The organism is Streptomyces sp. NPDC047072, assembly GCF_040643855.1.
Lineage (GTDB): Bacteria > Actinomycetota > Actinomycetes > Streptomycetales > Streptomycetaceae > Streptomyces.
Genome location: NZ_JBEYVC010000060.1, coordinates 1 through 13,352 on the forward strand (window position 1 = coordinate 1; position 13,352 = coordinate 13,352).

Consider the following 13,352-nt stretch of genomic DNA (forward strand, 5'->3'; position numbering starts at 1 on the left):
CTCCGATCGCTGCGGAGCGTACTCACCGAGCACGGCATCAACGCACGGATCGGCTTCCTCACCTCGGTGCTGCGTACCGAGGAGGCGTTCGAGGATCACGTCGTCGAGGGACTCCGGTGGCAGTCCGCTGCGGCGCACGGCCTCGCGGACGACGACGGTGGCGAGGTCGAGGGCGCCGGTGTCCCGCAGGGTTCCCTTGCGGGCGGTTCCGATCGCGGTGCGGCATGCGGCGAGCAGGACGGCTTCAGTCATGAATTGATGATACTTAACTTGCCTCAAACCCGGGAGACTGCTCCTCAGATCTCGACCAGACCCATAAAAGAGGATACCTTCTTCGGGTGAACTTCGAGCTCAGTGACGAGCAGGCGATGGTCCGCGCGGCTTCCCGCGATCTCCTGGCGGACCACACCCCCGTCGACCGGCTGCGGGCCGGGTTCGACACCGACACCGACACCGAACTGTGGTCCGCCGCTGCGGAGTTGGGCTGGGCCGGGCTCGCACTGCCCGAGGAGTACGGCGGCACGGGACTGGGCCTGGTCGAGCTGGCGCTCGTCGCCGAGGAGACCGGGCGGGCGCTGGGACGCGTGCCCCTGCTGCCCACGGCGGTCGTGGGGAGGGCGCTCGCGGCCACCGCACCGGCGACGCTCGCGGATGAGGTGCTGCCCGCGCTCGCCGCCGGATCCGCCTGGGCGGCCTGGGCCTTCGCGGAGCCCCGGGCGCCGTGGAGCCTCGACGGGGTGCACGCCACCGCCCGGGACTCGGCCGACGGCACCGGTTATGTGCTGGACGGCGTCAAGACCGCCGTCCAGGATGCCGGCGGCGCCCGGTGGCTCCTGGTCACCGCACGGCACGACGGCGTCCCCGCCTCCTTCCTCGTCGACCGCACCGCCCCCGGCGTGACCGTACGACGGCAACAGGTCCTCGATCTGACCCGCGCCTTCTACGAGGTCCGTCTGGACGGCGTCCAAGTGATCGCCGACCGCCGTCTCCACGCCGGGCCCGCCGAGATCCAGCGGCTGCTCGACGAGGCCGCCGTGCTGCACTGCGCCGACGCGCTCGGCGTGATGGAGCGCATGCTGGAGCTGACCGTCGAACACACCTCGGCCCGCGTGCAGTTCGGGCGTCCGATCGGCACGTTCCAGGCCGTCAAGCACGCCTGCGCCGACATGGCGCTGCTCGTGCACGGCACCCGGGCCGCCACCTCCTACGCGGCGATGGCCGCCGACACGGACAGCCCCGACGCCGACCGCGCGGCCTGCGCCGCCGCCTCCCACGCTTCGGCCTCGGCCGGTGAAGTCGCCGCCCGAGCCCTCCAGTTGCACGGCGGGATCGGCTTCACCTGGGAGCACGATCTGCACCTCTACCTGCGCCGGGCCAGGGCGGACAGCGTGCTGTACGGCGACGCGGGCGTCCACCGCGAACGGCTGTTGACCTTGCTGCGGCGGTCGCCCGCGTCCATATGACCGCACCCGCCCGCCAGTTGAAAGGGGTTCGATGGAGATCAAGGGCAAGAAGGCCGTCGTGTTCGGCGGCGCCTCCGGTATGGGCAGGGCGAGCGCCGAGCTGCTCGCGGCCCGCGGCGCCGACGTCGCCGTACTGGACCGTCCCGGGTCGGCCGGGGCGGAGGTGGCCGCCGCGCTCGGCGGGAGCTTCCACCCCGTGGACGTCACGGACTTCGCGGCGACGGAGGCCGCGCTGGCCGCCGCCGTGGAGGGGCTCGGCGCACTGCACGTCTCGGTCACCACGGCCGGCGGCGGGACCGTCCAGCGCACGCTGGGCCGGAACGGCCCGCACGACCTGGACGCCTTCCGCCGGGTCCTCGATCTCAACGTGGTCGGCACGTTCAACATCAGCCGGCTCGCCGCCGTACACATGAGCCGCAACGAGCCGGAGGATCCCGAGGGGACCGGTGAGCGCGGGGTCATCGTGAACACCTCGTCGATCGCCGCCTTCGAGGGGCAGGTCGGCCAGGTCGCCTACTCCGCCGCGAAGGCCGCCATCGCCGGGATGACCCTGACCATGGCCCGGGACCTCGGCTCGCTCGGCATCCGCGTCCTCGCCATCGCGCCCAGCCTGTTCGCCACCGGGGCGACCGAGAAGATCCCCGAGGAGGCGCGGGCCGCGCTGGTCAAGGACGCCGCCTTCCCCCGCCGCCTCGGCCGGCCCGAGGAGTACGCCAAGCTCGCGCTCGCGATCATCGACAACCCCATGCTGAACGGCCAGTGCCTGCGTCTCGACGCCGGCCAGCGGTTCGCCCCGAGGTGACGGAGTCCCTATGACCGACACAGAACACACAGGCAACGAGCACGCGGGCCGGGTCGCCTTCGTCACCGGCGGCGGCCGTGGCTTCGGCAAGGCCTTCGGGGCCGCGCTGACCCGGCGCGGGGCCCATGTCGTGCTGGCCGACATCGACGGCGACGTCGCCGTGGCGGCGGCCAAGGAGCTGACCGCGCTGGGCGGCAGCGCCACCGGAGTGGCGTGCGACGTGGCCGACGAGGCCGCCGTGGACGCGGCGATCGCCGAAGTCGCCGACCGGCACGGCGGTCTGGACATCCTCGTCAACAACGCGGGGCTGCACGCCGCCTTCAACAAGCCGTTCGCGGAGCTCGGACTCCCCTCCGTACGGCGGGTGTTCGACGTCAACGTCATGGGGGTCGTCATCTGCTCGCTCGCGGCACGCGAGGCCATGCGCGGCCGCCCGGGCGCGAGCATCGTCAACATCTCGTCGTCGGCCGCCTACGCCAACCGGACGGTGTACGGCGTCTCCAAGCTCGCCGTGCGCGGGCTGACCGTGGCGTTCGCGCGGGAGTTCGCCGCCGACGGCATCCGCGTCAACGCGATCGCGCCGGGCCTCATCTTCACGGACGCCGTCCGGGAGCAGCTCCCCCCGGCCGAGGCGGAACGCGTCCTGGGCGAGCAGATCCTGCACCGCGAGGGCACCGAACAGGACATCGTGGACGCCCTGTTGTACCTGGTCTCTCCCCGCTCGGCCTTCGTCACCGGGGAGACCCTGCGGGTGACGGGCGGCTTCGCGCTCTCCGTCTAGTGGTGAAACCGAGGTGCCTGGACGGGCACCGGGCGGGTAGCGTGCAGGCCATGTCGAGTCCTGAGTCGGACAAGGTGGGGGCTTTCGGTCACGCCGTCAGCCCCCTGCGTCACTGACCAAGTAGCCCTGCCGTCGCGTCGCGTTCTGCGCAGGGACGAAGTGTGCCTCCGGGGCTGGCCGCGGTGACGAGACGACCCTCTCGTGCCTCTCCTCACCTCGGAGCCACTCGATGCCTTACCCCTTGTATCTGCTTGCCCTGGCCGTCTTCGCCATGGGCACCTCGGAGTTCATGCTCGCCGGCCTCCTGCCGGACATCGCCTCGGATCTCGGCATCACCGTCGGGACCGCGGGCATGCTCACCCCGGCCTTCGCGATCGGCATGATCGTCGGCGCTCCCCTCGTGGCCGCGCTTGCCCGCGACTGGCCGGGGCGCTCAAGCCTTCTGGGGTTCGTTCTCGCGTTCGCGGCAGCTCACGCCGTGGGCGCCCTCACCCTTAGCTTCCCCGTCCTCTTCGCCTCCCGGGTCGTCGCCGCGCTCGCGAACGCGGGGTTCCTCGCCGTCGCCCTGACGACTGCCGCCACGCTGGTCCCGCCCGACAGGAAGGGACGCGCGCTGGCCGTGCTGCTGTCGGGTACGACGGTGGCCACGATCGCCGGTGTCCCCGGTGGGTCGGTGCTCGGCACGTTGCTCGGCTGGCGGGCCACGTTCTGGGCCGTCGCCGCGCTCTGCCTGCCTGCGGCGCTCGGCATTCTGAAGGGCATCCCGGCGGGACGCGCAAGGGAAGAGGCGGCCGGCGGGCCGACCCTCCGAGCGGAACTCGCCCAGCTCAAGGGCGCCCGGTTGAGGCTGGTCATGCTGCTCGGTGCGCTGGTGAACTCGGCGACCTTCGCGAGCTTCACCTTCCTCGCCCCCGTGGTGACCGACACCGCCGGGCTGAGCGATCTGTGGATCCCGGTCGCTCTGGTGCTCTTCGGTGCCGGTTCCCTCGTCGGCGTCACCGTCGCCGGACGGCTGTCCGACCGGCGCCCTGACCTGGTCCTCGCGGTCGCCGGTCCGCTGCTGCTCGTCGGGTGGCCAGCCCTGGCCCTTCTGGCCGACGATCCGGTCCTGCTGCTCGGCCTCGTGTTCGTCCAGGGCGCGCTGTCGTTCGCGTTGGGCGGCACGCTGATCACACGGGTCCTCTACGAGGCGGCGGGCGCCCCCACCATGGCCGGCTCGTACGCGACGGCGGCACTCAACGTGGGCGCCGCCGTCGGACCCCTCGTCGCCGCGACCACCCTCGGCACCACGGTCGGGCACCTGGGGCCACTGTGGGCGAGCGCGCTCCTGGTCGCCGTCGCGCTGCTCATCGCGTTCCCCGTCCGCGATGTGATCACCACCGGTCGACGCGCCGAGCGGATCCGGTGACGCCTGCGCACGGCGCGCGTCGGTGGCCGGGACACCCTCGGGTCCCGGCCGCCGGCGCTGTTCAACTCCTCCTAGGTGGCGGCCAGTTCGGCCTCCGGGGACTTCTCGGCGAGTTCCGCCTCCTCCTGCTTGACCGCCTTCAGCAGCACGATCGGTGTGGCGATCTTCCAGACGAAGTACACGGCCGTGGGGATGACGTTGGCCAGCAGACCGTCCCAGGCGAGCGGCCCGGTCTTGTTGACGAAGACGAACGCCCCCGGGATCAGGAGCACACCCAGCACCATGCTGAGCCAGCCGTACCAGCGGGGGAAGATCGGCTTGGCCCGGTGGTCGACGAAGGAGGCGTACCCGATCGACCACACCTGGAGGACGAAGATGCACGCGTTGCCGACCAGCATGAGCCAGTAGGTGTCGGACATCGCGGACAGCACGTCGGGCGAGTGGATCTCCGGCCGGTAGGCCGCGGCGGCGAGGATCGCGAGCGGGAAGAAGAAGCCGAGCGGGGCGACGACCCCCGTGGTGAGCTGGATCATGGACAACAGTCCCCAGCCGCCCTCGACGCGGCGCATCTGGAGGCTCGTCACGACGACGTAGGGATACTCGAACGGGACGGTGAGCACCATGATGACGACACAGGTGAGGATGCCCGTCCGGTGGTCGGTCAGGAAGTCGACGATGCCCTCGGGGCTCTCCGTCGGGCTCATCGGGGTGATGAGATGCCCCACGCTGTAGGCCGCGATGAACCCGATCAGCAGGATGAATCCGCACCAGGCCGAGAAGCGCTCCAGTCTGAGGTACAAATCTTGCCGCATGAACGATCTCCTTTGATCGCGTAAGCCCGCATTACCAGCCGACCAGCCTGTCCAGCACGAGATGCGTGGTGGAGAGGTAGTCGCCGTATCCACCGCGGAAGAACAGCAGCGGACTGCGCCGGGATTCGACGCGCAGATGCCGTGCGCGGCCGACGACCAGGAAGTGGTCACCGATCTCGACGACGTTCTCCACCGAGCAGTCGACCCACGCGACGATCCCTTCCAGCACGGGATTTCCGAGCGGGGACGCCTTCCAGGTCACGCCCTTGAAGCGGTCCCCCGCCCCGCCCGCCAGCTGCCGGGACAGCCGTTCCTGGTTGCCCGCCAGGGAGTTGGCGCAGAAACGGCCGGTGGCGCGGATGGTGCGCAGGGTCGTGGAGGAGCTGTCCACCAGGAAGGAGACGAGGGGCGGGTCCAGGGAGACCGACATGAAGGTGCCGACGATCAGTCCGTGGGGCCTCTCCTCGTCGTCCGCGGTGGTGATGGCGACCACGCTCGTCGGGAAGTGGCCGAGGACGCCGCGGAAGTAGCGGCCGTTGACGGTGTCCATGCCCGGCCTCAGAGCATGACGCGCATGGACTCGGGCAGTTCGAGGCCCATCCGCACCAGGGCGTTGGCGTGGTAGGCGCTGCCGGGTACGTGGATCATGTGCTGGAGTCCCACGTGGGCGTCGCGCCAGTACCGCTGGAGCGGGTTGTCGTGCCGGATCGCGTTGCCGCCGGAGCGCGCGAAGATCCCGTCCAGCGCGGAGACCGCGCGCCAGGCGCAGCGCACCTGGTTGCGGCGGACGTCGGCCCGGTCCTCCAGGGTGATGGGGAGGCCGGCCTCGGCCTTGTCGTAGAGGCGGCTGATGCCCTCGATCAGCTGCACCCGCGAGGCGGCGATCTCCGCGGCGGCCTCTCCGGCGGAGTAGAGGACGTAGGGATCGTCGCGCACCTGGACGCCGGTGACGGCGACCCGCTCGCGCTGCTGGGCGAGATGGAGGGCGAGGCCCCCTTCGCAGATGCCGATGACGGCGGCGGTGATGCCGAGCGGGAACATCGAGGCGAAGGGCAGCTTGTAGAGGGTCTCGGTCAGTCCGACCGCCTCGGCGGCGGCGCCCTCGGTGACCAACTCCTGGCGGATGGTGCGGTATTCGGGGACGAACGCCTTGTCGACGACGACGTCCTTGCTGCCCGTGCCGGCCAGCCCGATCACGTTCCAGGTGTCGTCGAGGATCTGGTAGTCGGAGCGCGGCAGCACCACGTGCAGCACGCTGATCGGCCCGGCCGGCTTGCCCTTGCCGTCGCCGACGAGCGCGCCGAGGAAGTCCCAGGAGCAGTGGTCGCTCCCCGAGGAGAACGGCCAGCGCCCGCTGAGGACATAGCCGCCCTCGACCGGCTCGGCGATGCCGTTCGGCATGTAGGGGGAGGCGATCCAGGTGTCCGGGTCGTCGTCCCACACCTCGTGGGCGAGCCGGGGATCCAGCTGCGCCAGCTCCCAGGGGTGCACGCCGACGACCCCGCACACCCAGCCCGCGGCCCCGTCGTGCCGGGCGACCGCCATCACGGCTTCGGCGAAGTCCCGGGGGTGTGCGGCGTGTCCGCCGAATTCCTTGGGCTGGAGAAGCCTGATGACTCCCGCCGAGCGGAGCAACGCGACGGTTTTGTCGCTGAGTTTGCCGAGTTTCTCGTTCTCCTCGGCGAGTGCGGCCAGTTCGGGCCCGATCTCCTCGATACGACCGACGACTTCGTGCGCCACGCCGCACACCTCCTGCGAACCGGTGAAACACGTGCATCACGTGTGCCGCGCCTCGGCGGCGGAATGGCCTCATTGTGATTTCGCGGGAGGGACACCCGCTGAGGCCTTTCCGCTGACCGGGACAGCGCCGGATACCGCGGGATCAGCACCGGGTCAGTCGGTGGGGCGTGCCGGGCTCACCGCCTCGAAGCAGCGCGCCACCGCCCGCAGGGCCTGCGAGAGGGACTCGGCGAGCGGCGCCCCCTCGGGTGACGTCGCCCAGTCCTCCACCGCGATCCGCAGGGCGGCGTTGAGCATGCCCGCCTCCATGCGTACGGCCAGGTCGTGTGCCGTGCGGCCGGTGCCCTCCGCGATGACCTGGGCGAAGACGGCCTCGGCGTCGAAGTGGGTCTCCAGCCACACGGCCCGCAGCCCCGGTTCGTCACGGCTGAGCCGTACCAGGTCCCGCAGGGCGCCCAGGGGTTCCAGGAAGGCCTCGGGGTCGTCGACGCCGGCGAGCGCCCGGGCGAGCGAGCCCTCGCCCTGCCAGTACGCGCGCAGCCGCTCGGTCGCGATCTCCATGCCGGACGCGAGCAGGGGTCGTACGCACTCCTCCTTCGAGCGGAAGTAGCGCCACAGGGTACGGGTGGAGATGCCGGCGGCCGCGGCGATGTCCTCCGCCGTGGTGGCCGCGACGCCCCGGTCGGCGAAGAGCCGCAGCGCCTCCTCGGCGATCTCCCGGCGGGTCGCCTCACGGCGCCGCTCCGTCAGCGGCGGCCGTCCGCCGCGGCCTGCGGCTCGCGCGCTCATACGCCTCCCTCCACGTCTGTGCGGACGACTTTACCGGGGCTTCAACAACGGCCTCACGCAAGGGAATTGGCAGTTTCTGACACGTCGCGACTTTATGGCGCACCGTGACATCCGGTGCTACGGTGACGCGGCATCGCCGAAGCATGGACGCGTCAAGAACGCCAGTCGCTTCGCGCGCGGATGAGATCAGTCCCCCACAGTCCATCCCGAAGTCCCTCTCGACGGGAGTCCCCCATGTCCCGGACCGCTCCTTCCCCTGTCTCCCCCTCAGGTATCAGCCGCCGCCGTCTGCTCGGCGCGGGCGCCGCCGTCGGTGCCGTGCTCGGCGGTGCCGGTACGACGGCCCGGGCGGCGACGCCCACCACGACCGTCTCCTCCGCCGACGTCACCGAGCTGCGGGCCCGCGCCGTCGTCGTCGGCACCGGCTTCGGCGGCGGGGTGACCGCGCTCCGGCTCGCCCAGGCCGGTGTGCGCACCCTGGTCCTGGAGCGCGGCCGGCGCTGGGTCACCGGCCCGAACGCGACGACGTTCTGCCGCTTCGCGAACATGGACAACCGCTCCGCCTGGCTCACCGACCACCCGGTCGTCGGGGGCGTGGACAAGACCTGGACGCCCTACACCGGGGTCATCGAACCCGTGGTGGGGAACGGCATGACCGCCAACGTCGGCGCGGCGGTCGGCGGCGGCTCGATCATGTACCACGGGATGACCCTCCAGCCCACGAAGGAGAACTTCACCCGCTCGATCCCGCTCGCCTCGGACTTCTACGGCGACCTGGACCGGATCTGGTACCCCACGGTCTCCCGCATGCTGGGCATCACCACCATCCCGGACGACCTGCTCGCCGCCGACCCGTACACGTCCTCCCGGCTCTTCCGGGACGTGCTGCCGAAGGCGGGCATGACCCCGTTCAAGGTGCCGCTGCCCATCGACTGGCGTTACGCGCGAGGCGAGTTGACCGGCCAGTACGCGCCGACGTACACCACCAGCGACATCGCGTTCGGCGTCAACAACGGCGGCAAGCACTCGATCGACGTCACCTATCTCGCGCAGGCGGAGACGACCGGGCTGGTCGAGGTGGCACCCCTGCACGTCGTACGGGATCTGTCGATGGACGCGTCGAAGAAGTGGGTGCTGGCCGTCGACCGTATCGACACCTCCGGCGCGGTCCAGGAGAGGATCCGGGTCACCGCGGACGCGGTGTTCCTCAACGCCGGTTCACCCGGCACCACCCGGTTGCTGGTCAAGTCGCGGGCGAAGGGCCTGGTGCCGGAGCTGCCGGACGCGATCGGCACCAAGTGGGGCAACAACGGCGACCGGATCTGGGCGTGGATCAACCCGAACGGCGACGCGGGCACCCAGCAGGGCGGGCCCGCCTGCATCGGCGCGACCGACTCCAACGGCGTCGCCTCCTACACGGTCGTGCACGCGGGCTCGCCCATCCAGCAGGCCGGTGTCACCGCCCTGACCGTGGTCGGGTACGGCATCGTCGACGGCGTCGGCACCTGGGCCTACGACGCCGACCAGGACGACGCGGTGCTGACCTGGCCGAGCACCGGGGACGCGGCGCTCCAGGTGCTGATCACCGCGCGCATGCAGGCGATCGCCGCGGCGGGCGGCGGCCTGATGATCGACACCAACGCCTCGGCGCCGTCCACCTGGCACGCCCTCGGCGGGGTCCCGATGGGCGACGCGGTCGACCTGTACGGCCGGGTCCTCGGCCACAAGGGGCTCTACGTCCTGGACGGCGCCCGCATCCCGGGCTCGACCGGCGCCTGCAACCCGTCGTACACGATCGCGGCGCTCGCCGAACACAGCATGGCGACGATCGTCCGCCAGGACCTCGGCCGCGTGTTCTAGGGAGTGAAGAGGCGGCCTAGGCCGCCGCAGCGTGGTTCGCCGCCACATAGCCGAACACGGCCGAGGCGGCGATGCTGGCTCCGGCTCCCAGGTACTTGCGGCCCATCACGGACGCGGTGCAGTTGCCGGTGGCGTAGAGGCCCTGGATCGGGGTGCCGTCGGTGCCGAGGACCCGGGCGGACTCGTCGCACAGGAGGCCGCCGCTGGTGCCGATGTCCCCCGGGTACAGGGCGACCGCGTAGAAGGGCGGCTTGGCGACCGGGCCCAGGCAGGGGTTGGGTGTGTGGGTGATGTCGCCGTAGTACTTCTCGTGGTCGCCCTCGCCCCGGTGGAAGTCCTCGTCGACGCCCGTCGCGGCGAAGCCGTTGAAGCGCTCGACGGTCTTGAGGAGCCCGCCGGGGTCGATCCCACACTGGTCGGCGAGGTCCTCCAGGGTGTCCGCCCGCTTCATCGCACCGCTGCCGATCCACTCCTTGGGCGTGCGGCCGGGCGGGGACATCCCGAACGGGTAGTGGCCGCGGTGCCGTGAGTCCACGACGAGCCAGGACGGCAGGGCGCCGCCGAACTCCCGCTCGTGCGCGTACATCCGCTGTCCGGCCTCCTGGTAGGCGACCGCCTCGTTGAAGTACCGCCGTCCCTCCGCGTCGACGATGATCGCGCCCGGCTTGCCGCGTTCGGACAGGCACATGCTGGGGCTGCCGTCGGGCAGGAGCCACGAGGGCATCCACCAGGCCTCGTCGAGCAGGTCGGTCGCCGCGCCGAGCGCCATGGCGATCCGGATCGTCTCCCCGGTGTCGCCCGGATTCGCCGAGGTCCAGCGGTCGCTGACGGGCCGTCCGCCCGAGTGCTCGGCGCGCATCTCCTTGTCCCGTGCGAAGCCGCCGGCGGCGAGCAGTACGCCGTCGCGCGCACGGATCCGCAGGTCACGGCCGTCCTTGCGGACGACGGCCCCGACGACCCGGCCGTCCTCGACGACGAGGTCGGTCAGCGCCGACTCCAGCCATACGGCGACGCCTTGGCGCAGCAGGATCTGGAGCAGGCGAGCGGTCAGGGCCGCGCCATTGGAGACGAGCCGCTGCCCGCGGATCCGGCCGAGCGCCGTGCGGCCGATCACGCGCGCGAGGACGGCGAGCCCGATCCTGGTGCGCATCAGCATCATCGGTCCGGCCTCGCCCGTGTAGACGGTGAGCCCGTTGGAGAACCCGAGCCGGATGCGGTCGCGCCAGGGTCCGAGCCGGTTCTTGTCGAAGGCCTTCGCCTCGATCGAGCGGCCGCGCGCGGACCCGCCCTCGCAGCCCCGGACGCCGGAGTAGTAGTCGCTATAGCCCTCGCAGCGCCGGAACTCCAGCCCCTCGGACTCCAGGAAACCCACCATCTCCGCACCGGAGTTGACGTACGCGAGCCTGCGCTCGGGAGACGAGGCGGGACCCGCGTCCCCTACGACGGTCTCGAAGTACCGCAGGGCCGCCTCGACCGAGTCGGGGACGCCCTCCCGCCGCATGAGCGGGTTGTGCGGCAGCCACATCACCCCGCCCGACATACAGGTGGAGCCGCCGAACAGGTCGGACTTCTCCACGACGAGCACGTCCTTGCCGAGCGCGCGGGCCCGGACGGCCCCGACGACCCCGGCACCGCTCCCCACCACGAGGAAGTCGGTCGAGTGATCCCAAGCGGTCATCGGCCCGCCCCTCCGCTCTCGGGTGCCGACAGGTCCGACACACCGTAGGTTCGGCGGACCGGCACCGCGCCGGGTCTCCCGCTCAGTGGAACGCGGCCGGTGCGGTGCTGTCCGGTGCGCAGGGTGGTCCCGCCTTCTCGACGGCGTCCTGTTCCGCGACTTACTCGATGCGGGTCAGCCCGCGGGCGTCACCGGTGCCCGCCACAGCGCGACGATCGCGTCCACGAGGCCGGTGGCGGCGTCGTGCCAGGTCGCCGAGGGGGTTCGGGTGCCGGCGGCCAGGGCGCGCTCCCGGTCGACGGACATCTGCACGATCAAGTGCCGTGTCATGTCGGCGCGTTCGGCGCGCGCCGGGTCCGGCAGCTCCGGGACACAGCGCGTCAGGCCCGCCTCCAGGTCGTACAGCGACGGGGAGGTGGCGTAGAACTCCTCCTCGGCGATCGGGTAGAGCGCGGGGTCGGCGGTGACCTGGGCGATGAAGCGGGCGTACCAGCTGGGGCGGCCCAGGTCGGCCAGGTGTCCGGTGATGGGGCGGACCGCGCAGTCCACCCAGTCGCGCAGGTCGGTGGAGTCGCCGATCCCCTCCAGCATGCGGACGCGCAGCGCCTCGATCGGCTCGGCGTGCCGGCGGATCAGCGCCCTGACCAGGTCGGCCTTGGTCCCGAAGTGGTAGACGACGGCGGTGTTGTTGCCCTGGCCCGCGGCCTCGCTGATCTGCCGGTTGCCGACGGCGTACACGCCGTGCTCGGCGAACAGCCGCTCGGCCGCGGTGAGCAGGGCCTCCCTGGTGGCCCTGACCTGTTCGTCGCGTCTCGTCCCGCCCGCCATCCCCACCCGCTTCCGCCCCGCCCGTCCGCTGCCGCGAACCGCCCCAGAACGTAAATCACCTGATTGTTTTCCGTCCAGAGGGCGGCCGGGAACATCATCACCGGGCGGGACCGTCCCCGCAGGGCGTCCCGGTAATGTGATGAGCATGTCGGGGAGGAAGGTCCGGGCCGAGCAGGTCCGTGCGACCCGGGAGCTGATCCGGAGCACCGCGGAGCGGCTGTTCGCCGAGCGCGGGGTGTTCGCCGTGTCCAACCGCCAGATCAGCGAGGCCGCCGGGCAGGGCAACACGGCGGTGGTCGGCTACCACTTCGGCACCAAGGCGGACCTGGTGCGCGCGATCGCCCACCACCACACCGAGCAACTGACCGACGTGACCGAGCGGTTGCTCGCGGAGACGGCCGACTCGGCCGAACTACGGGACTGGGTGGGCTGTCTGGTGCGGCCGACCCCCGAGTACCTCGACCGCCTCGGCAGCCCCACCTGGTTCGCGCGGTTCTCCGCGCAGGTGATGGCCGACCCCGCGCTGCACGAGATCCTGGTCGAGGAGACCCTGGACGCCCCGGTCTGGCGGCGGATCCTGGACGGCCTGCACCGCTGCCTGCCCGAGCTGCCCGCCGACGTACGGGCGCAACGCACGGCGATGACCCGGCACATCATCCTGCAGATGTGTGCCGAGCGGGAGCGCGCTCTCGCCCTCGACATCCCCACACCGAGGGCGAGTTGGCAGGACGCCGCCACCGGGATGGTCGACGCGATCCTCGGCCTGTGGACGGCACCCGTCTCCTCCTGACGCCCCGCCGACGTCCTCACGGAAGCTCCACGGGACCGCGCGAGAGATTTTGAATCAACCGATTGACTTAGCAACGGCGCAGGAGTTCACTCAGAGGCGCGGTCGACGGAGCCGGACGGGTTCCCGCCGCTCAACTCCCTTTCTTCCCACGGTCGTTCAGAAGGCTCCGCTGTGCCCACGGCGACTAGGAGCAGCCCCGTGAAAGTAACCGTCGAGCAGGACAAGTGTGTTGCGGCCGGCCAGTGCGTGGCCGCCGCGCCGGAGGTGTTCGACCAGCGCGACGAGGACGGTGTCGTCGTCCTGCTGGATACCGCGCCACCGCCCGGGCTCACCGACGACGTCCGGTACGCGGCCGCCGTCTGTCCGGCGCTGGCGATCCACATCACCGAGTGACACCCCGA

At 71.3% G+C, this 13,352-nt stretch carries 13 protein-coding genes and 1 pseudogene; 7 read left to right on the forward strand and 7 right to left on the reverse strand.

The features are described from left to right. Positions 1-252, reverse strand: a pseudogene (locus ABZ896_RS24605) (hypothetical protein); the annotation flags it as partial. A gap of 86 nt (positions 253-338) precedes the next feature. On the opposite strand from ABZ896_RS24605, the gene ABZ896_RS24610 reads away from it, so the two are divergent. The 4 genes from ABZ896_RS24610 to ABZ896_RS24625 all read left to right on the forward strand — a co-directional run bounded on the left by ABZ896_RS24610 (position 339) and on the right by ABZ896_RS24625 (position 4,454). Next, complete coding sequence (locus ABZ896_RS24610) at positions 339-1,463, forward strand: acyl-CoA dehydrogenase family protein (RefSeq protein WP_360932924.1); 1,125 nt, start codon at positions 339-341, stop codon at positions 1,461-1,463. Between the two features lie 31 nt (positions 1,464-1,494). Continuing rightward, positions 1,495-2,265, forward strand: a complete 771-nt coding sequence (locus ABZ896_RS24615; protein ID WP_360932927.1) for an SDR family NAD(P)-dependent oxidoreductase — start codon at positions 1,495-1,497, stop codon at positions 2,263-2,265. Between the two features lie 10 nt (positions 2,266-2,275). Next, on the forward strand, positions 2,276-3,046 hold the full coding sequence (locus ABZ896_RS24620) for an SDR family oxidoreductase (RefSeq protein ID WP_360932930.1): 771 nt from the start codon (positions 2,276-2,278) through the stop codon (positions 3,044-3,046). Between the two features lie 229 nt (positions 3,047-3,275). Continuing rightward, positions 3,276-4,454, forward strand: a complete 1,179-nt coding sequence (locus ABZ896_RS24625) for a Cmx/CmrA family chloramphenicol efflux MFS transporter (RefSeq protein ID WP_360932933.1) — start codon at positions 3,276-3,278, stop codon at positions 4,452-4,454. Between the two features lie 71 nt (positions 4,455-4,525). On the opposite strand, the gene ABZ896_RS24630 is transcribed toward ABZ896_RS24625, so the two are convergent. From ABZ896_RS24630 to ABZ896_RS24645, 4 genes are all read right to left on the reverse strand, one after another. Beyond that, positions 4,526-5,266: a hypothetical protein gene (locus ABZ896_RS24630; protein WP_360932936.1), complete on the reverse strand. Its 741-nt coding sequence runs from the start codon at positions 5,264-5,266 to the stop codon at positions 4,526-4,528. Positions 5,267-5,297: 31 nt separating this feature from the next. Continuing rightward, positions 5,298-5,816, reverse strand: a complete 519-nt coding sequence (locus ABZ896_RS24635) for a flavin reductase family protein (protein ID WP_360932939.1) — start codon at positions 5,814-5,816, stop codon at positions 5,298-5,300. 8 nt (positions 5,817-5,824) lie between these two features. Further along, positions 5,825-7,006: a hydroxylase gene (locus ABZ896_RS24640; protein WP_360932942.1), complete on the reverse strand. Its 1,182-nt coding sequence runs from the start codon at positions 7,004-7,006 to the stop codon at positions 5,825-5,827. A gap of 153 nt (positions 7,007-7,159) precedes the next feature. Continuing rightward, positions 7,160-7,795: a TetR family transcriptional regulator gene (locus tag ABZ896_RS24645; protein WP_360932945.1), complete on the reverse strand. Its 636-nt coding sequence runs from the start codon at positions 7,793-7,795 to the stop codon at positions 7,160-7,162. Between the two features lie 234 nt (positions 7,796-8,029). Between ABZ896_RS24645 and ABZ896_RS24650 the strand changes: the two genes are divergently transcribed. Further along, positions 8,030-9,655: a GMC oxidoreductase gene (locus ABZ896_RS24650; RefSeq protein ID WP_360932947.1), complete on the forward strand. Its 1,626-nt coding sequence runs from the start codon at positions 8,030-8,032 to the stop codon at positions 9,653-9,655. Between the two features lie 16 nt (positions 9,656-9,671). Here the strand turns inward: ABZ896_RS24650 and ABZ896_RS24655 are convergent, their stop codons facing one another. Both ABZ896_RS24655 and ABZ896_RS24660 read right to left on the reverse strand, forming a co-directional pair. Further along, the gene (locus ABZ896_RS24655; protein ID WP_360932950.1) at positions 9,672-11,333 is read right to left on the reverse strand and encodes an FAD-binding protein; all 1,662 of its coding nucleotides are present in this window, start codon (positions 11,331-11,333) and stop codon (positions 9,672-9,674) included. Between the two features lie 174 nt (positions 11,334-11,507). Continuing rightward, positions 11,508-12,161, reverse strand: a complete 654-nt coding sequence (locus ABZ896_RS24660) for a TetR family transcriptional regulator (protein WP_360932953.1) — start codon at positions 12,159-12,161, stop codon at positions 11,508-11,510. A 145-nt stretch (positions 12,162-12,306) separates the two neighbouring features. Here ABZ896_RS24660 and ABZ896_RS24665 point away from each other — a divergent pair, with 145 nt between their 5' ends. Continuing rightward, positions 12,307-12,951: a TetR/AcrR family transcriptional regulator gene (locus tag ABZ896_RS24665; RefSeq protein ID WP_360932956.1), complete on the forward strand. Its 645-nt coding sequence runs from the start codon at positions 12,307-12,309 to the stop codon at positions 12,949-12,951. Positions 12,952-13,149: 198 nt separating this feature from the next. After that, positions 13,150-13,344 (forward strand): ferredoxin, encoded by a 195-nt coding sequence (locus ABZ896_RS24670; RefSeq protein ID WP_360932958.1) that lies wholly within the window; start codon positions 13,150-13,152, stop codon positions 13,342-13,344. Positions 13,345-13,352: the final 8 nt, after the last annotated feature.

Excerpts from the sequence above, each read along its gene's own strand:
- ABZ896_RS24615 (WP_360932927.1), top strand. The coding sequence starts at position 1,495 with ATGGAGATCAAGGGCAAGAAGGCCGTCGTGTTCGGCGGCGCCTCCGGT.
- ABZ896_RS24620 (WP_360932930.1), top strand. The coding sequence starts at position 2,276 with ATGACCGACACAGAACACACAGGCAACGAGCACGCGGGCCGGGTCGCC.
- ABZ896_RS24625 (WP_360932933.1), top strand. The coding sequence starts at position 3,276 with ATGCCTTACCCCTTGTATCTGCTTGCCCTGGCCGTCTTCGCCATGGGC.
- ABZ896_RS24630 (WP_360932936.1), bottom strand. The coding sequence starts at position 5,266 with ATGCGGCAAGATTTGTACCTCAGACTGGAGCGCTTCTCGGCCTGGTGC.
- ABZ896_RS24635 (WP_360932939.1), bottom strand. The coding sequence starts at position 5,816 with ATGGACACCGTCAACGGCCGCTACTTCCGCGGCGTCCTCGGCCACTTC.
- ABZ896_RS24645 (WP_360932945.1), bottom strand. The coding sequence starts at position 7,795 with ATGAGCGCGCGAGCCGCAGGCCGCGGCGGACGGCCGCCGCTGACGGAG.
- ABZ896_RS24650 (WP_360932947.1), top strand. The coding sequence starts at position 8,030 with ATGTCCCGGACCGCTCCTTCCCCTGTCTCCCCCTCAGGTATCAGCCGC.
- ABZ896_RS24655 (WP_360932950.1), bottom strand. The coding sequence starts at position 11,333 with ATGACCGCTTGGGATCACTCGACCGACTTCCTCGTGGTGGGGAGCGGT.
- ABZ896_RS24660 (WP_360932953.1), bottom strand. The coding sequence starts at position 12,161 with ATGGCGGGCGGGACGAGACGCGACGAACAGGTCAGGGCCACCAGGGAG.
- ABZ896_RS24665 (WP_360932956.1), top strand. The coding sequence starts at position 12,307 with ATGTCGGGGAGGAAGGTCCGGGCCGAGCAGGTCCGTGCGACCCGGGAG.